The following is an 18,120-nucleotide window of genomic DNA, read 5'->3' on the forward strand; positions in this document are numbered from 1 at the left end:
TGCGTAAAATGAGTAGTTGATTGCCGTTCTGGCGAACGCAAAGCATAATCCGGCCCATCAGCTCGAATGATTCGAGCAAAAGTTTTATGGAAAATTGCCCATGGCAAAGAGATCCAGCTCGAAATTCTGGTCGCGACTTGTTCTTGCAACCTGTCTTGCCACAATGATCGCACCAGACTTTGTCCCGCAAGCTTTGGCGCAGGATGCCCCTGCCAAGCAGGCATTCGGCAGCAAGAAACTTCCGGTTTTGGCGCAGTCGCCGCAATCCATCGGCTTTTATGCCAAGGGCTGCCTTTCAGGTGGCGTTGCCCTCCCAATCGATGGCCCCAACTGGCAGGTCATGCGGCTTTCGCGCAATCGCAACTGGGGGCATCCGCGCACCATTGGCCTTCTGGAAAAACTATCCCGCGACGCCGCAAAAGACGGGTGGCCCGGCCTGCTGGTCGGCGACATTTCACAGCCACGCGGCGGTCCAATGCTGACAGGTCATGCTTCGCATCAGGTTGGACTTGATGCCGATATCTGGCTGACACCGATGCCAAAGAAGCGCTTCACCGATGCAGAGCGTGAAAGCGTCTCGGCTGTATCCATGCTGAAGAAGGATTCGCTTTACGTCGATCCGCAGAAGTGGACGCCAGCGCGCACAGCACTCATCAAACACGCTGCCAGCTACCCGGAAGTTGAACGCATCTTTGTGCATCCCGGCATCAAGAAACAGCTTTGCGATACCGTAACAGGAGACCGCAGCTGGCTTGGCAAAGTGCGCCCATACTGGGGCCATTTCTATCATTTCCACGTCCGACTGCATTGCCAGCCGGGATCGCCCGATTGCAAGCCGCAGCCAAAAGTGGCGGCGGGTGACGGCTGCGACAAGTCGCTGGCATGGTGGTTTACAGATGAACCGTGGAAGCCTGCAAAGCCATCCAAGGAGCCGCCGAAGAAACCAAAGCCAGTCATGGTGTCGGATTTGCCAAAGGCATGTGCCGCCGTGCTGAATGGCCCGTCGCCGGATTCGATCGCAGATGTTATCTATGGTGCCAATTAACGCATGTCGCGGAAAAGTGGGAACCGGTTTTCCGATAACGACATGCGTGGAAATAAAGAGATAGAGCGGGCGTAATGGCTACTATAAAATGCGACACGCTCTAGCATCTGTCAGAAAACATGCTTTTCACGGACCTATGGTGTCGCTATAGGTTTCAAACGATTTAGAACGCAAATGACAAGGTTATCAATCTCATGACGGAACGTCTGCGCATTGCCCTGATCGCTCATGATCTGAAGAAGGACGAGATGGTCGCCTTTGCGCGTACGCATGAGAAAGCCTTGTCTCTTTATGATATTGTCGCCACCGGTACCACTGGCGGTCTCATTCAGGAGGCTTGTCCTTCGCTGAATATCCATCGCGTCAAAAGCGGCCCGCTTGGCGGCGACCAGCAGATTGGCGCAATGATCGCGGAAGGCACGGTGCAGGCCTTGATTTTCTTCATCGATCCGCTCTCACCGCTCCCTCACGATGTCGATGTGAAGGCCCTCACCCGTCTCGGCAGCGTCTATGACATTCCGATGGCGCTGAACCCGGCAACAGCCGAAAAGCTGGTGCAAGTGCTGGACTAATAGAGCCACTCTGAACACGCCCGCAAACAATAAGAACAGTCGAAGCAGCAAGGCAGACCATGATTAACGCTGACCAGAGTTTCAAGTTTCCCGTCCTCGTCGGCGATATTGGTGGAACCAATGCGCGCTTTGCGCTTCTTGTTGATTCTCATGCAGAGCCTAAAGAGTTTCCGGTCGTCCAGACCGCCGATTATGCAACGATAGACGATGCAATCGAACAAACGGTGCTCAACCACACTTCCATTCGTCCCCGTTCTGCTATTCTGGCTGTTGCAGGCCCGGTCGATGGTGATGAGATTGATCTCACCAATTGCGATTGGGTTGTCCGCCCGAAACAGCTGATCGCCAATCTCGGATTTGAAGACGTAACCGTCCTCAATGATTTTGAAGCCCAGGCACTTGCCGTTGTTTCAATCGAAAAAGAATATCTGCATCAGATTGGCGGAAGCGAAGAAGAAGTCGTTGCCACACGCGTCGTGCTCGGCCCTGGAACGGGCTTAGGCGTTGCAGGTCTTGTGCGCACCAGAACCGCATGGGTTCCCGTTCCCGGTGAAGGTGGCCATATCGACATCGGCCCGCGCAGCGAGCGTGACTATCAGGTCTTCCCGCATATCGAAACCATCGAAGGCCGTGTAGCGGCCGAACAGATCCTCTGCGGACGCGGTCTGCGTAATCTTTATCTCGCAATCTGCGCTGCCGATAAGGTGACACCCGTTCTAGACACGCCACCCGATATCACTGCAGCGGGTCTTGATGGCAGCAATCCTCAGGCTGTCGAGACGCTTGAACTCTTCGTGACCTATCTGGGCCGCATTGCCGGCGATTTGGCCCTCATCTTCAAGGCACATGGCGGCGTCTATCTTTCAGGCGGCATTCCCCAGCGCATCATGTCTGCGCTGCAAGCAGGGTCGTTCCGCGCAGCCTTTGAAGACAAGGCCCCGCATACGCATTTCATGCGCGATATTCCGGTACGCGTCGTCGTTCATCCGCTGGCAGCCCTCAGCGGTCTTTCAGCTTTCGCACGTACTCCGATGCGGTTTGAGGTTGCCACCGATGGCCGCCGCTGGCGCGTCAGCTAAGCGGCTTCGCTTTCTCAGGCATGGTCAAGCGACAAAGATAACGCTATAGAAGCGCTGCAATGAAAACACTCATTGCAGCCTTTTGTCGTTTCCAGTCCAAAAGGACGCGCGAAAATGCATGATCAACGACAGCCAGCGGCTGCTAGATAAAAAGCACTTTGCCCGTGAGCCTATTCAAAAAGAAAAAAAACAAGATCGACCCGAGCGAAGCCACCCGCGTCATTCGTCGTATGCTATCGGAAAACGGAAGCCAGTATAAGGCGAGCTATGCGATTGCCATCGCTGCTTCGCTGATCGTAGGCGTTTCCAATGGTGCGCTTGCTTATCTGATGAAGCCGATGATCGACAAGATTTTCTATGAACAGAAGATCGGTCTTATCTGGGTTATCTGCGGCGCCATCCTCGGAATTTTCGTGCTTCGCGGACTTTCAAGCTATGTTCAGGCGGTCGAGCTTGCCAAGATTGGCAACAATCTGGTCGCGCGCTATCAGAAGCGCATCTTCGATCACCTGCTCAAGCTCGGGCTGGATTTCTATAATGATACACGCTCCGGCCATCTGGCAGCGCAGATCAATCAGAATGTGAATGGCATCCGCGATCTTCTGAACATGACGATCACGTCGATCGCGCGCGATTTCGTCGCGCTGATCGGGCTGATCGGTATGATGTTCTATACCGATCCGTTTATGTCTACGGTTGTCTTCCTCGTAGGCCCGCCACTTGTGCTGGCGGTTGCCTATATTTCGCGCCGTATCCGGTCCGTCACGCGCGATCTGGTGCATCTCAATTCCCATCTTCTGGGCGCAATGCAGGAAACTGTGCAGGGCATTTCCATTGTGAAAGCCTTCACCATGGAAGATCAGCTGCGCGGCAAGATCAGCACGCTGATCGATCAGGCTGAAAACCGCAGCAACAAGATCGCGCGCGTTTCCGAACGCACGACACCTATTGCCGAAATTCTTGCGGGCTGTGCTATCGCAGGCGTTTTGGCCTATAGCGGCTATAATGCGATCCTCAACCAGCAGCCTCCCGGTGCGATGTTCGCCTTCATCACGGCTCTGCTTCTTGCCTATGATCCGGCACGGCGTCTGGCACGTCTGCAGGTCGGTCTTGAACGCGCTCTCGTTAATGCACGCATGATCTATGAAGTGCTGGATATTGAGCCTAACCAAGGTGACGCACCTGACGCCAAGCCGCTTACGGCTGGCCCCGGCGAGATCGATTTCAAAGACGTTCGCTTCTCTTACAGCGACATCGCGCCCGTTCTGCACGGTGTGAGCTTTACAGCCAAAGCGGGCGAAACCACAGCGATTGTCGGCGCTTCGGGTGCAGGCAAGTCCACACTGATCAATCTCGTGCAGCGGTTCTACGATGTTACGGGCGGGCAGATTCTGTTCGACGGACAGGACATCGCCAAAGTGACAAAGGAATCGCTTCGTCACTCCGTGGCCTATGTTTCGCAACAGCCTTATCTGTTTGAAGGAACGATTGCCGACAACATCCGCTATGGACGTCCGGATGCAACGCAGGAAGAAATCATCAAGGCGGCAGAGCTTGCCAACGCTCATGAATTCATTCTCCAGCAACCACAGGGCTACGATACACCTGTCGGTGAAAACGGTGTGACTCTCTCAGGCGGTCAGCGGCAGCGCCTTTCGATTGCCCGTGCAATCGTGCGCAATGCTCCCGTATTGCTGCTCGATGAAGCGACATCTGCACTCGACAACGAGTCAGAAAAACGCGTGCAGCAGGCGCTTGATCACATCATGCAGGAGCGCACGACCATCGTCATTGCGCACCGCCTTTCCACCGTCGTCAATGCCGACCGCATTGTTGTCATGGAAGCAGGTCATGTGGTTGAAGAAGGTCGTCATAACGATCTCATCACAATACCCAATGGTGTCTATGCCCGCTTCTACCAGCTTCAGAGCGGCAAGGACGACATACTGATCGGGAACACTGTTACAGAGGAAAAATCCAATGGCTGATAGTGCAGAAATCGGGCTCGTTGTTGTGGGCGCAAATGGTCGAATGGGACAGGCTCTCATCCGCGCCATCCACGCGATTGACGAAGCGCGTCTCACTGGCGCCATTGCGCGTCCCGGCTCGCCATTTCTGGGCAAGGATGCGGGCGAAGTGGCAGGCGTGGGCAATCTCGGTGTCGCGATTACCGATGATCCGCTGCCGGTTTTTGCAAAGGCGCAAGGCGTGCTCGACTTCACCGCGCCGGCGACAACGCTCAACTATGCAGGCCTCGCAGCACAGGCACGCATTGCGCATATCATTGGCACCACGGGCCTTTCGGTCGAAGACGAAGAAAAGATCCGCGCCGCAGCGCGTCATGCCACAATCGTCAAGTCCGGCAATATGAGCCTTGGCGTCAATTTGTTGTCCGGTCTCATCAAGAAAGCAGCACAGGCGCTCGGCCCTGAAGATTTCGACATCGAAATCCTCGAAATGCACCACAAGCACAAGGTTGACGCGCCTTCCGGCACCGCCCTTCTGCTTGGTGAAGCAGCAGCGCAAGGTCGCGCTATCAATCTCGCAGAAAAGAGCGTGCGCGTACGCGACGGTCACACCGGCCCGCGTGAGCAGGGCACAATCGGCTTTGCAACCCTGCGCGGCGGCTCGGTTATCGGTGACCATGAAGTGATTCTTGCAGGCGAAGGAGAGCGCATCACCCTCGCCCATCATGCTCAGGACCGCACAATCTTTGCTCGAGGCGCCGTGAAAGCAGCTCTTTGGGCACATGGAAAGAAACCCGGCCTTTATTCCATGCTCGATGTTCTCGGACTTAACGACTAACTTACAATTATCCCAACGGAGTGCTGCGATGTCTCGTACCCTCGTCCTGGTCCGCCATGGCCAAAGCGAATGGAACCTCAAAAACCTGTTTACCGGCTGGCGCGATCCGGGCCTGACCGAACAGGGCCACGCCGAAGCCAAGGCTGCTGGTGAACGCCTGAAGGCCGCAGGCCTCAAGTTCGACCTCGCATATACTTCGGGTCTGTCGCGCGCGCAGGTCACATGCCAGCACATTCTTGACGAGCTGGGCCAGTCCGACCTCGAAACGATCCGCGATCAGGCTTTGAACGAACGCGATTACGGCGATCTTTCCGGACTTAATAAAGACGACGCACGCGAAAAGTGGGGCGAAGAGCAGGTTCACATCTGGCGCCGTTCTTACGACGTCCCTCCTCCGGGCGGCGAAAGCCTGAAGGATACCGGCGCACGCGTCTGGCCTTATTACCTGCACACCATCCAGCCGCATGTGCTGCGTGGCGAAACCATCCTGGTTGCAGCCCACGGCAATTCGCTGCGCGCACTTATCATGGCGCTCGATGGCCTGACACCCGAAGAGATTCTCAAGCAGGAACTCAATACCGGCGTGCCAATCATCTACAAGCTGAACGCCGATTCGACCGTCGCTTCCAAGGAAGTGCTTTCTGCATAATGATTTTTCGGGCGCGGGCGCAATGATGCACCGCGCCTGATCTCTGTTTTCATCTCGGTTCCCTGGCCTTTTTCAGCCTTCACGACAGGAATGTGAAAAAAAGCTGATTGAACTGCGAAATCGTGATTGACAGAGACAGGCCGACCCCTTAGATCGGTCCTCGTCGCCCAGATGGCGGAATTGGTAGACGCACCAGCTTCAGGTGCTGGCGCTCGCAAGGGCGTGGAGGTTCGAGTCCTCTTCTGGGCACCATTTCCAAGTCTTCAGACCACTACCAAGGTCCAGAAGCACCCCAAAAAGCCCGCGCAAGCGGTCTTTTTTGTTGCCTGTGTTTGACCATTGAGCCAAGCACCAAACGGTTCGGCAAAGACCGAAATCACATCTCATTGCGCAAACACATAAGCGTGATCTGAGCTACTCCAAACCAGAATGAAACTGAAAATCAACGGTTTCAAAATAGACCACGCATCGGGTGGGTTTGGATGAAATCATGGCCGTATATGGCACATGAATGGAAGCGATTTGTTCTTCGATAGAGCATTTCGAAACAGCAGTCTTTTCACCCAACTGACGAGCTTTCCGGCATCCTTCCCAACGGGTGGGTTTCCCGAACGCTTGAGTTCGAAAACCATAGGAAATGAAGATATGAAGAAGCAGACACTCTCCCTCATCGCTGTAATGCTTATTGCTGTGGCAGCAGCGGGATGTCAGTCGACGGGCAACAAGACACGCGACTGGGGCAACAACAGGTCGGACGCACCTAGCCGCTCGGCAACTTCACAGTCCATGTAAGGAATTGGGGCTACGCCGCGCGCGTGGCTACAGTCGTAAAATGAAAAAGGCCGGCAAATTGCCCGGCCTTTTTTACGCTGTCATCAGTGCTGGTACATCCGCAGTCACGACAACAGCTATAACGCCATAGTGAGCGTGATTGGTTAATAAATGGTTAACGAACAATGGCTTCGTAATCTCGCAATGCTTTGGGCCTTGCCACATGCGAGAACTCCGCGCATCCTTCATTCAAGAATTGCGATTTGAAGGACAAATCAGATGGAGCAACCTGCCTATGACCTTGAGTTTGGGGAGATGATCCGCTGGCTCCGCGAGCATGGGCTTATTCTGCAGTCCGATCTTGAAGGCAATGCCGAACTCTCTACGCGCGCAGAACGGTTGGGTCGCAAACGTCGGCGTGAGGCAGAACAGACAAAACAATAGTCGGATTTACAGGCTCAAAAACAATAATCATATCAGCCTGGGACGAAGCAAAAGGGGGAGAAGAATGCGCCATAAGGGCTTACTGGATTTTGGTAGAAACGGCCTGTTTTATCGGTTGTTTCTAGTGAGCGCGATCTGCGCAATCCTGAGCAGCGTATTGAGCCAGAATGGGGAGATTCCGTTCTGGCGCTGGGTTCATTATCTAACCAAACCAACCGCGACACTGCTTCTGCTTTTCGCAATTCTGAACGCCCCTCGTCTCAACTCCAAAACATACGGATTTGCAATCGCGCTTGGGCTTGCATTTGCAGCCGCTGGCGACTTTTTCCTGATGCTTCCCGGTGAATATTTTCTCACTGGTCTGATTTGCTTTCTCATAACTCATTGCATTTACATCTATGCACTGTGCCGAAAGACGCGCTTTGCAGAAAGCAAACTCGCCTTCCTGATCTTTGCAGTGCTCGCAATTTCGATCATTGTGGGTCTGTGGGGCAAATTGCCGTCAGCCATGAAAATCCCCGTTGCCATTTATGCTTCAGCAATTGGCATCATGGCGGCTCAGGCCTTTAGCCGTGCGCTTTCGACAAGCCCCGACACCGCGGTACGCTATGCCGCATGGCTTGCCGCTGCGGGCGGCATTTTCTTCATGGTGAGTGATACGCTGCTCGCATTCAATCGTTTTCACACGCCTATTCCGCTCGCGGGCCTCTGGGTTCTCACCACCTATTATGTGGCGCAGTTCCTTTTCGCGCGCTCAACAGAGAGTTTTGCCTATGAGCGCTGATCAGCCTGCTTCGCCACAATACCAATTGCAGGCGACATTAAAGCGTTTGCGACAAAGCTGGCTGGATGATCGACCAGCCTATGAGCAACGCATAGATGACCTGCGTAATCTGCGTAGAACTCTCCATGAGCGTCTTGAGGAGATGGCACAAGCCATCAATGCCGACTTTGGCAATCGCTCGACCCATGAAACCTTGTTGGGCGAAGCCAGCGTTGTTTTCGCCGAAATCGATCATGCGCTGCATCACCTGAAACGCTGGATGAAGCCACAACGCCGAACCGCAGGCTGGAAACTGTGGCCCGCAAAGGCCGAGCTTCGTTTTGTACCTCTTGGCGTGGTTGGTATTATTTCGCCGTGGAATTACCCGGTCAATCTTGCACTGGCGCCGCTGGTGGCAGCGGTCGCCGCTGGCAACCATGTTTTTCTGAAACCGTCCGAGCATACGCCACACACATCAGAATTTCTGCGCAAACTGATCGCCGACGTCTTTCCTGATGATCGGGCAACGGTGGTACTTGGCGATGCGCATCTTTCCACTGAATTTTCATCGCTGCCTTTCGACCACCTGTTCTTCACCGGCTCGACCGCCGTTGGTCGCAAAATCATGAAAGCGGCAGCCGAAAACCTCACACCCGTAACTCTGGAGCTGGGTGGCAAATCGCCAGCCATTATCGGTGAAGGAGCAAGTCTCAAACGCGCCGCAAGCTCCATTGCTACAGGCAAATATTTCAACGCGGGTCAAACCTGCATTGCGCCGGACTATGTGCTGATCCATCAAAGCAAACGCGATGCCTTCGTAACCTTGCTGCGCGAAGAAACTCGCAAGCGCTATGGCGAGGGATCAGCGCAAAGCGACCGCACGACGATCATCAATGATGCGCAATATGCGCGCCTGTCCTCGTTGTTGCACGATGCAGAGGATGACAGCGAAGCAATCGTTCCACTGATGGATGCACCGACTTCACAAAGCCACCCACGGCTGATGACGCCAACAGCAATTCTGGAGCCCGGTCCGACCAGCGCAATCATGCGCGAAGAGATTTTCGGCCCCCTGCTTCCGATTATAAGCTATCGCTCAATTGATGAGGCAATCGCTTATGTTCTCAATCATGAGCGGCCGCTGGCGCTTTATTGCTTCAACGACAACACAGCTGAAATCGAGACCGTGCTTTCTCAGGTCGTTGCAGGCGGTGTCTGCATCAATGACACGCTCTATCATTTTGCATGCGGAAATCTGCCGTTTGGTGGCGTTGGCCATAGCGGCATGGGGCATTACCACGGCAAAGATGGCTTCCTGACCTTCTCGAAAGCCATGCCAGTCCTGACCAAATATACGCCTGCAGCAACGGACCTGATCAAGCCACCCTATACTGGACTTGTTGACCGGGTAATCCGTTTCATCACGCGATGAGCTGAACTGAAAACAATCTTGTCAGCAATCTGTGATCCAACACTACTGTTCAAACCGCAAAATGACCTATTTAAAAGGATATCCAAAACGGCACGAGGTAGCGGCGGGTGAAGAAAAAGAAAACACCGGGTCGAATTTCTACAAAAATATTGACGGCTATCCGTAATCGGCCCGGCTTCCGACCGCTGCATACCAATGTTGCAGACGGCGACATCGTGATCGCCTCCTACAATGTCCATAAATGCATTGGTGTGGACAAGATCTTCGATCCCCAGCGCACAGCCGACGTTATCAGCGAAATCGATGCCGATGTGATCGCTCTGCAGGAAGCAGACAAGCGTTTCGGCGAGCGATCCGGCCTGCTGGACTTAGGGCTGCTTGAGCGCCGCCACGGTCTTGTTCCCGTACCGATCACATCGACAATGCCCAAAGGCCATGGCTGGCACGGCAATGTTCTGCTGTTTCGCGAAGGTGTTGTGCGCAATGTGCGCCAGCTTGCTTTGCCAGGGGTAGAGCCGCGCGGCGCACTGGTTGCCGACCTGCAATTCGCATCCGGCCCTCTGCGCGTAATCGCAGCACATCTGGGGCTTTTGAAGCGCTCTCGCGAACAGCAAGCGGAAAGTATTCTTTCCGCATTGCAGGAAGCCGACACCCTGCCAACGCTGCTGATCGGCGACCTCAATGAATGGCGTATCGGCAAACGATCCTCACTGGCATCGCTCATGCCGGTGTTCAATCATGTATCAACTGCAGTACCCAGCTTTCCATCCCGCTTTCCAGTATTTGCGCTGGATCGCGTTCTTGGAACGCCGCATAATCTGGTAACGGCTGTAGAGGTTCACAACACACCGCTGGCGCGTATGGCTTCTGACCATCTTCCGATCAAGGCGCACCTCGATCTTAAAACCGCAGCGCAGCTCCTCGAAGAATTCAATCCTTCACTGCTGACCAGCAACTCAAGTTCAGGCAGCTAAAAAGCCTTAAAGATAAGGCGATCCGAGCCAGATGATGCGGTCGATCAAGCGTTCGTAGAACGGGCGGTTTTTGAGACGGGTCAGGTTCACTTCCCGGCTGCTGTCGATCACCTTGCCGATACGTTCTTCGACTTTCAGCGCAATCTCGCGATCCAGAATTTCGAGATCGACCTCGAAATTTAACCGCAGCGAACGGGCGTCAAGATTGGATGAGCCGACATAGGACCACGCACCGTCAATCGTCATCAGCTTGGAGTGATTGAACGCACCCCCTGCGCGCCAGATACGACAGCCACCTTTCAGCAACTGATCGAATTGCGCGCGCATGGCGCGATCCACCAGCTTGAGATTATTGACCCCCGGAACCACCACATCAACCGACACACCACGCCGGGCAGCAGTGACCAGCGCACTGATAAGTTCGCGGTCTGGCAGGAGATAAGGCGACATGATCAGGATGTGCTCCTGCGCAATCGAGAAGGCGCCCATCATCATGCGATGATTGGTTTCAATGTTCTTATCTGGCCCCGAGCCGACCACGCGGATAAGCTTGCCGGTTCCCGGCGGGTCTTTAGGTGCTGCAATGCTCCAAGCGTCACCGGTCAGCAATTCGCCTGTTGCAAAGCGCCAGTCTTCCGATGCGACGTGGAAGAGATCAGCAATCGCCGGACCTTCGACGCGGAAATGCGTATCAAACGCAACCGCATCGCCAGCGATAGCTTTTACAAAGCCTGCACGAATATTCATGCCGCCGGTAAAGGCCAGCTTGCCATCGACGATAAGGATTTTACGGTGGGTGCGCAGGTTTGCATAAGGCAGACGCAGACCCATAATGATATTGCCGTTGAACACATCAACAGCCACACCATTTTCCTTCAGCAGATTAACGATGCTGGGAATGGAATAGCGCGCGCCGACAGCATCCACCAATACACGAACCTCGACACCACGCTTGACGGCATCACCCAGCGCATCGGCAAATTGCTGGCCGATTGCATCACGGTCAAAAATATAGGTTTCAAGCATGATGCTGCGTTCAGCTTTGCCGATAGCATCCAGCATTGCCGCATAGGCTTCATCACCGGTTTCCAGCATTTCTATGCTGTTGCCGCTGGTAAAATCATAAAGGCTTACAGTGTCGCCAAGAATTTTCATCGCCCCGAACTGACGTCCGAAGGCCGCGCGCACGAGATCATTGGTCGTGTCGAAATGCGATAAATGATAAAGCGCAATATTGCCCATATTATCGCGCTGATGCCCGAGGGTGCTGCGCCGGATACGGTTCACACCTGCCAGCGCATAGACAACCGCACCGACGATTGGCGAAAGCACAATCACACCAACCCAGCCGAGCGCGGTCCGCACCTCATCCTTGGTCATTGTCGCGTGGATAGCTGCAATCGCTCCCAGAACGATCGACAGAACAGCCAGGATATGCGGCCAATAGTGCGAAACCAGATCAAACATCAAACTGACTTTAAGCCAAAAAAAGTTTTTACTGCAAAGACATACCGTGTTCTGGCTCTTACACCAACAGGAGATTTTTGGGCGAGTTCAAGCCTCGGATCCATCTCTGGCCAAATCTTCAGTTTGGCTTATATTGCTGATCGGGAATGAAAATTGAGGGACATCTTATGGCAACAGCACAGAATGACTTTAATCGTCCTACCCTTCCAACCGAGGTCTCATCAAAATGGGGCTGGTTCGTCGCTCTCGGCGTCGCACTGCTAATCCTCGGCGGTATTGCTTTCGGCAATCTGGTTCTCGCGACGGTCGTTTCCGTCTACTATGTCGGCATCATGATGCTGGTCGCAGGGATCATCGAAATCATTCATGCTTTCGGCGTGAAGACCTGGGGCAGCTTCTTCTTCTGGCTGCTGAGTGGCTTGCTCTATGCAGCCGCAGGCATTGTAGCCTTCTTCAATCCAATTCTCGCCGCAGGCGTGCTGACCTTCCTGCTTGCAGCCGCTCTTCTGGGTTCCGGCTTCTTCCGTATCTGGATGGGCTTCAAGTCAAAGCCAGCAGCAGGCTGGGGCTGGATTGTTGCAGCGGGTGTTATCACCGCTCTCGCAGGTCTCGTCATTGCAATGCAGTGGCCGGTCAACAGCCTGTTCATTCTGGGCCTGTTTTTGGCAATCGACCTGATCTTCCAGGGTTGGTCGTTCATTGCATTCGGCCTCGGCATCAAGCGCTAAAATCATAAACAACAAATTTGCGAAGCGGCGTTCCTCACGCCGCTTTTTCATTTCAAACACCGGGCTTGTTGAGATTTTGGCCAATGACTGCTAGATGCAGCGCAACATCTTCGCAGCGCGCGTTTCGCGCAGCCATCACTTCGCCATTACGAGTTTCTTCATGCCCGCTGATCATCCTGTTTCAAAGCGCCGTACCTTCGCGATCATCGCGCACCCGGATGCTGGTAAAACCACGCTGACCGAAAAGCTTCTGCTGTTCGGTGGCGCCATCCAGCTTGCCGGTGAAGTGAAGGCCAAGAAGGATCGCATCCAGACCCGTTCGGACTGGATGAACATCGAACGCGATCGCGGTATCTCGGTTGTCACTTCCGTGATGACCTTTGAGTATAAGGACTGCATCTTCAACCTGCTCGATACACCGGGCCACGAAGACTTCGCGGACGACACCTATCGCACGCTGACCGCTGTGGATTCTGCCGTCATGGTCATCGACGCCGCAAAAGGTATCGAGCCACGGACGCTGAAGCTATTTGAAGTCTGCCGTATGCGCGATATTCCAATCGTGACCTTCGTCAACAAGATGGACCGCGAAGCACGCGATCCACTCGAAATTCTTGACGAGATCGAAGAAAAGCTGGCGCTTGATACAGCGCCGATCACCTGGCCTATCGGTTCGGGCAAAAGCTTTGCTGGCACTTATGATCTGCACAGCAACACTGTGCGCCAGAAGGATGCCGAAGAGCAGCCCACCAAGGTCAGCGGACCGGAAGAAGCAGCGAAGCTTCTGCCTGAAAACGAACGTGAAGCATGGATTGAAAGCGTCGAACTTGCGCGCGGCGTCTGCCGCCCGTTTGACCTCGCATCCTTCCGCGAAGGCCATATGACACCGGTTTATTTCGGTTCAGCACTGAAAAATTACGGTGTGCGCGATCTGATTGAAGCCTTCTGCGATTTCGGCCCAAGCCCACGCGACCAGCAGGCAGATAGCCGCATGGTTGGCGCGACCGAAGACAAAATGACCGGTTTCGTGTTCAAGATTCAGGCCAATATGGACCCGAACCACCGCGACCGTATTGCCTTCCTGCGCGTCTGCTCCGGCAAGCTTTCACGCGGCATGAAGGCCAAGCTGGTACGTACCGGCAAGCCGATGAGCCTGTCTGCGCCACAGTTCTTCTTTGCACGCTCCCGCCAGATCGCCGACGAAGCTTTCGCGGGCGATGTTGTCGGCATCCCGAACCATGGCACATTGCGCATCGGTGACACGCTGACCGAGGGTGAAGACATCCTGTTCCGTGGCGTGCCGAATTTCGCGCCGGAAATTCTGCGCCGCGTCCGTCTTGATGATGCGATGAAGGCGAAGAAGCTGCGTGAAGCGCTTCAGCAAATGGCAGAAGAAGGCGTCGTGCAGCTCTTCGTGCCGGATGATGGTTCACCGGCAATTGTCGGGGTGGTTGGCGCGCTGCAGATCGACGTTCTGACCGAACGTCTCAAGATCGAATATTCTCTGCCTGTCGGCTTTGAAATGTCGCGCTTCTCGATTTGCCGCTGGATCACAGCGGATGAACCGGCGGAGCTCGACCGCTTCATTGCCTCGCATCGCGCTGATATCGCACACGATCTTGACAATGATCCGGTATTTCTCGCGCAGAATGGCTTCTCGCTCAACTACGAAGCCGAGCGTTGGAAGGCGATCCGCTTTGCCACGATCAAGGACTATCAGGTCCGCGACAAGGCCTGATTTCACGGAGAAACAATGGACGACCCTGTTCTGGCTGCTCTCAATCTGCCCGATGCACTTGCGCATTCTCTGGCAGGCTATCGCAGTCAGCAGGATGGTATTGGCCGATCCACGGCCAATGTTCTTCTTCTGGAGCACCCGGAAAGAGCCCCGCTCGTTTTAAAGATTGAGCCCGCAAGCCCTGTCGGCGAGCTTGCCGATGAAGCGGCCCGGTTGAACTGGCTCAGTCAGCAAAACATAGCCTGCCCTGCTATCATGAGCTTTGTTCAGGAGCCTGATCAAAGCTATCTGCTCATGACACGGCTGGAAGGCCACGACCTCGCATCTGCTGCAGATAGTCTTGCACCCCAGCGCATCATCGAAATTCTCGCAGCAGCGCTGAAATCATTGCATGAAATTGATACCACATCATGCCCGTTTGATCATCGGGTCGATATTCGCATTGAAGACGCCAGCAAACGTGTTTTGGCAGGTGCGGTTGATGAAGATGATTTCGATGACGAACGTGCAGGACAAACGGCTGAAGATCTGTTCGCAGAACTCTGCAGCCTTAAACCGGCAAGCGAAGATGTCGTCATCACCCACGGCGATGCTTGCCTACCCAATTTCATGGCCGCTAATGGCAATTTCACGGGCTTCATCGACTGTGGAAGACTGGGTCTTGCCGACCGTCATCAGGACTTGGCGCTGGCTTGCTGGAGTGTTGAATATAATCTCGGCAAAGAATGGGTAATGCCATTCCTCGCTCTCTATAACGGGCTTGTAATAGACGAAAAGAAGATCGCTTTTTATCGCCTCTTGGATGAATTCTTTTAGAGCGCATCCCGAAAGCCGTTTCACACTTTTCGGGATGCGCTTTAAAACATTCTCCGCAAATGGCTGAGCTTGTCAGGATTGCGGATAAGATAGACCCCCCGGATCAATCCATCTTCGATCTCCACCGCAGCCACTTGCGGTAGGCCATCCGCCTCAAGGCTCATATGGCCGGGCAAGCCATCAAATAGCGCAAAATGATTGATGGCAGGCACCAGCCCATCGGACTTACGCGCAATACCGTCATAAAAGCGCATGATCTTTTCACGCCCATATATCGGGTTGAGCGCTGCATTGCGGATACCACCACCGTCGGAATACATCACAGCATCTTCAGCCAGCAGACCTTTCAGCGCCGTCATGTCACCACTGCGGGACGCCTGAAAGAAAGCCTCGGCAATCGTGCGACCGCGATCCTCGGGCATGGAAAACCGCGACTTTTCCTGTCGAACATGGCTGCGCGCGCGGCTCGCCAGCTGACGACAGGCCACAGCATCGCGATCAAGCACACGCCCGACCTCCTCAAAGCCCATATCGAACACGTCATGCAAAAGAAATGCCGCCCGCTCCAGCGGCGACAGTCGGTCGAGAGCCAGCATCAATGTCAATGTGATATCGTCGCTGCGGTCTTCTTCATCCTCGACAAGTGGCTCAGGCAGCCATGTTCCGGGATAGGTTTCGCGTCGTACGCGTGCAGATTTCAGATGATCGAGCGCAAGACGGCTGACCACACGCGTGAGCCAGCCCTGCGGCTCACGGATGGTTGCACGATCCGCAGCGCTCCAGCGCAGCCATGCATCCTGCACAATGTCTTCGGCTTCGGCATGGGTGCCAACCATACGATAGGCAATGCGGATGAGCCGAGGCCGCAAGGTCTCGAACACACCCGCATCATTGATATTTGGCTCAAGCGGCAGCTGCATCGGCTTTGACCGGATGAACGAGACGCAGGCCCACTGCAATGCGGTTCCATGCATTGATGGTGGTAATCAGCATGGTCACATTGACGATCTCTTCGTCTGAGAAATGCGCTTTCAAAGCATCAAAATCCTTATCCGGTGCGCCCGTCTGTGCCAACAGGGTCAGCGCCTCGGTCCAGCCAAGTGCCGCCCGCTCCCGCGCAGTATAAAGCGGTGATTCACGCCATGCAGCAACCAGATAGAGACGCTCTTCGGTTTCGCCAGCCTTCCGCGCATCAGCCGTATGCATATAGATGCAATAGGCGCAGCCATTGATCTGCGAAGCGCGGATTTTCACCAGCTCATAGAGGCTATACTCAAGTCCGGATGCCGCAACGCGCTTTTCCAGTTCCACCATTGCCTGCATGATCTGCGGTGCGAAAGTGTAAGGGGCAAGTCTTAGTTCCATGATCTCTTCTCCTGGATGTTGACCCGTATGGGTCGTTCATCATCAAGACGAGATAGCTGCATCGGAATGTGACATGCCCCGCATAAAAAAATCAGCTTTTTATTTCGAGAAGCGCGGCTGCAATTTTTTCTGCAAGCTTTTCAGCAACTTGCTCCTTGCTCATTTCCGGCCATTCTTCGATGCCTGCGCGGCTCAAAACACGCACACGGTTGCGATCGCCGCCCATCACATCACCAGACACATCATTGGCAACGATCCAGTCAGCACCTTTCTTGTCGAGCTTGCGGCTGGCATTGGCGAGCACGTCCTGCGTTTCCGCAGCAAAGCCCACCACAAGACCGGGACGCTTCTCACTATGACCAACACCGGCCAGAATATCCGGGTTCTCAATCATGCTGAGCGTTGGTGCACCCTCGCCCGGCTGTTTCTTGATCTTCTGATCGGCTGCATTAGCTGTCCGCCAGTCGGCAACGGCTGCAACCATCACAGCCGCATCAGCGGGAAGATGGCTTTCGACCGCCGCCTGCATTTCCCGCGCTGTTTCAACATGAGTGACGTTGACGCCCTGCGGATCAGCGATCGTGACAGGACCGGAGACCAGATGCACAGTGGCGCCCAGATGTGCTAGGGCCGCAGCGATGGCATGGCCCTGCTTGCCCGAGGAACGGTTGGCAATATAGCGCACCGGATCAATCGGCTCATGTGTCGGGCCAGATGTCATGACGATCACTTTGCCTGCAAGCGGCTTCGCCTGTGGCGCAAGCAGGTTTTCAATTGCCGCGACAATTGTCAGCGGTTCGCTCATGCGACCTGTGCCAGCCTCTCCACTTTCCGCCATCTCGCCCTTTTCAGGCCCAATGAAATGCACGCCATCCTTTTCCAATGTTAGACGGTTGCGCCGGGTCGCAGCATTGTCCCACATCGCAGGGTTCATGGCAGGTGCAATCAGCAATGGCACCTTGCGGGCGAGAAGCACAGCACTGGCCAGATCATCGGTAATGCCAGTGGCCATCTTGGCCATAAGCCCCGCCGTTGCAGGTGCCACAACAATCAGATCGGCATCGCGCGCAAGGCGAATATGGCCGACATCCTGTTCGTCCTCGCGAGAAAAAAGATCCGTAAACACATGATCGGCGGACACAGTGCCGATGGTCAGCGGCGTCACAAACTGCTGCGCTCCTGCGGTCAGGACCGTGCGAACACGCGCGCCGCGTTCTTTCAAACGCCGAATGAGGTCTGGTGTTTTGTAAGCTGCAATCCCGCCGCTGATGATGAGAAGAATACGCTTATCGCGCAATGAACCGGCAATCGGCGACAAAGCAGCGGCTACCGGCTTCGTCTCTTCAAAACCGCCAAGCAGAAGCCTTGCTTCTTCTTCCATGGAGCGCCCGTTTTGAGCGGCTCGCACGCGAAGCCGCTCTTTTGCAGCGTCATCAAGATTGCGGATTGTAATACTGGCCATTTGATTGCAC

The 18,120-nt window shown here is 54.7% G+C and carries 18 protein-coding genes and 1 tRNA gene; 15 read left to right on the forward strand and 4 right to left on the reverse strand.

The genetic code is table 11. The annotated features are described in order from the left end of the window. The first annotated feature begins 100 nt into the window (after window positions 1–100). The 12 genes from mepA to CEV34_RS03805 all read left to right on the forward strand — a co-directional run bounded on the left by mepA (window position 101) and on the right by CEV34_RS03805 (window position 10,534). Complete coding sequence (gene mepA, locus CEV34_RS03760; RefSeq protein WP_007876437.1) at window positions 101–1,045, forward strand: penicillin-insensitive murein endopeptidase; 945 nt, start codon at window positions 101–103, stop codon at window positions 1,043–1,045. A gap of 194 nt (window positions 1,046–1,239) precedes the next feature. Continuing rightward, complete coding sequence (locus CEV34_RS03765) at window positions 1,240–1,617, forward strand: methylglyoxal synthase (protein ID WP_007876439.1); 378 nt, start codon at window positions 1,240–1,242, stop codon at window positions 1,615–1,617. A 59-nt stretch (window positions 1,618–1,676) separates the two neighbouring features. Beyond that, window positions 1,677–2,696: a glucokinase gene (locus tag CEV34_RS03770; RefSeq protein WP_007876441.1), complete on the forward strand. Its 1,020-nt coding sequence runs from the start codon at window positions 1,677–1,679 to the stop codon at window positions 2,694–2,696. A gap of 164 nt (window positions 2,697–2,860) precedes the next feature. Then, window positions 2,861–4,684 (forward strand): ABC transporter ATP-binding protein, encoded by a 1,824-nt coding sequence (locus tag CEV34_RS03775; protein WP_094543227.1) that lies wholly within the window; start codon window positions 2,861–2,863, stop codon window positions 4,682–4,684. Then, entirely contained in the window at window positions 4,677–5,501 is an 825-nt protein-coding gene (gene dapB, locus CEV34_RS03780) for a 4-hydroxy-tetrahydrodipicolinate reductase (RefSeq protein WP_007876448.1), read from the forward strand. The genes CEV34_RS03775 and dapB overlap by 8 nt, the downstream gene beginning before the upstream one ends. 28 nt (window positions 5,502–5,529) lie before the next feature. After that, entirely contained in the window at window positions 5,530–6,150 is a 621-nt protein-coding gene (locus CEV34_RS03785; protein WP_007876453.1) for a 2,3-bisphosphoglycerate-dependent phosphoglycerate mutase, read from the forward strand. Between the two features lie 165 nt (window positions 6,151–6,315). After that, window positions 6,316–6,402, forward strand: a tRNA-Leu gene (locus tag CEV34_RS03790). A gap of 393 nt (window positions 6,403–6,795) precedes the next feature. Then, window positions 6,796–6,942 (forward strand): hypothetical protein, encoded by a 147-nt coding sequence (locus CEV34_RS26935; RefSeq protein ID WP_161624139.1) that lies wholly within the window; start codon window positions 6,796–6,798, stop codon window positions 6,940–6,942. A gap of 258 nt (window positions 6,943–7,200) precedes the next feature. Continuing rightward, window positions 7,201–7,365 (forward strand): hypothetical protein, encoded by a 165-nt coding sequence (locus CEV34_RS26940; protein WP_153222983.1) that lies wholly within the window; start codon window positions 7,201–7,203, stop codon window positions 7,363–7,365. Between the two features lie 64 nt (window positions 7,366–7,429). After that, window positions 7,430–8,149, forward strand: coding sequence for a lysoplasmalogenase (locus tag CEV34_RS03795; RefSeq protein WP_007876454.1), 720 nt, complete (start codon window positions 7,430–7,432; stop codon window positions 8,147–8,149). Next, window positions 8,139–9,560, forward strand: a complete 1,422-nt coding sequence (locus tag CEV34_RS03800; RefSeq protein WP_007876455.1) for a coniferyl aldehyde dehydrogenase — start codon at window positions 8,139–8,141, stop codon at window positions 9,558–9,560. The genes CEV34_RS03795 and CEV34_RS03800 overlap by 11 nt, the downstream gene beginning before the upstream one ends. Window positions 9,561–9,667: 107 nt before the next feature. Beyond that, window positions 9,668–10,534, forward strand: coding sequence for an endonuclease/exonuclease/phosphatase family protein (locus CEV34_RS03805; RefSeq protein WP_007876456.1), 867 nt, complete (start codon window positions 9,668–9,670; stop codon window positions 10,532–10,534). 6 nt (window positions 10,535–10,540) lie between these two features. Here the strand turns inward: CEV34_RS03805 and cls are convergent, their stop codons facing one another. Continuing rightward, the gene (gene cls / locus CEV34_RS03810; RefSeq protein WP_007876457.1) at window positions 10,541–12,001 is read right to left on the reverse strand and encodes a cardiolipin synthase; all 1,461 of its coding nucleotides are present in this window, start codon (window positions 11,999–12,001) and stop codon (window positions 10,541–10,543) included. Window positions 12,002–12,168: 167 nt separating this feature from the next. Between cls and CEV34_RS03815 the strand changes: the two genes are divergently transcribed. The 3 genes from CEV34_RS03815 to CEV34_RS03825 all read left to right on the forward strand — a co-directional run bounded on the left by CEV34_RS03815 (window position 12,169) and on the right by CEV34_RS03825 (window position 15,283). Then, window positions 12,169–12,729 carry an HdeD family acid-resistance protein gene (locus CEV34_RS03815; RefSeq protein WP_007876459.1) on the forward strand — a complete coding sequence of 187 codons (561 nt, stop codon included), beginning with the start codon at window positions 12,169–12,171 and terminating at the stop codon, window positions 12,727–12,729. A 160-nt stretch (window positions 12,730–12,889) separates the two neighbouring features. Then, on the forward strand, window positions 12,890–14,467 hold the full coding sequence (locus tag CEV34_RS03820; protein WP_007876460.1) for a peptide chain release factor 3: 1,578 nt from the start codon (window positions 12,890–12,892) through the stop codon (window positions 14,465–14,467). Window positions 14,468–14,482: 15 nt separating this feature from the next. Beyond that, window positions 14,483–15,283, forward strand: a complete 801-nt coding sequence (locus tag CEV34_RS03825) for an APH(3')-II family aminoglycoside O-phosphotransferase (protein ID WP_007876461.1) — start codon at window positions 14,483–14,485, stop codon at window positions 15,281–15,283. A 41-nt stretch (window positions 15,284–15,324) separates the two neighbouring features. On the opposite strand, the gene CEV34_RS03830 is transcribed toward CEV34_RS03825, so the two are convergent. From CEV34_RS03830 to coaBC, 3 genes are all read right to left on the reverse strand, one after another. Then, window positions 15,325–16,203, reverse strand: a complete 879-nt coding sequence (locus CEV34_RS03830; RefSeq protein ID WP_007876465.1) for a sigma-70 family RNA polymerase sigma factor — start codon at window positions 16,201–16,203, stop codon at window positions 15,325–15,327. Then, on the reverse strand, window positions 16,187–16,648 hold the full coding sequence (locus tag CEV34_RS03835; protein WP_007876466.1) for a carboxymuconolactone decarboxylase family protein: 462 nt from the start codon (window positions 16,646–16,648) through the stop codon (window positions 16,187–16,189). Before CEV34_RS03835 ends, CEV34_RS03830 begins: the two co-directional genes overlap by 17 nt. A gap of 91 nt (window positions 16,649–16,739) precedes the next feature. Beyond that, complete coding sequence (gene coaBC / locus CEV34_RS03840) at window positions 16,740–18,110, reverse strand: bifunctional phosphopantothenoylcysteine decarboxylase/phosphopantothenate--cysteine ligase CoaBC (RefSeq protein WP_007876467.1); 1,371 nt, start codon at window positions 18,108–18,110, stop codon at window positions 16,740–16,742. Between the last annotated feature and the right edge of the window lie 10 nt (window positions 18,111–18,120).

The organism is Brucella pseudogrignonensis (assembly GCF_002252525.1).
GTDB lineage: Bacteria > Pseudomonadota > Alphaproteobacteria > Rhizobiales > Rhizobiaceae > Brucella > Brucella pseudogrignonensis.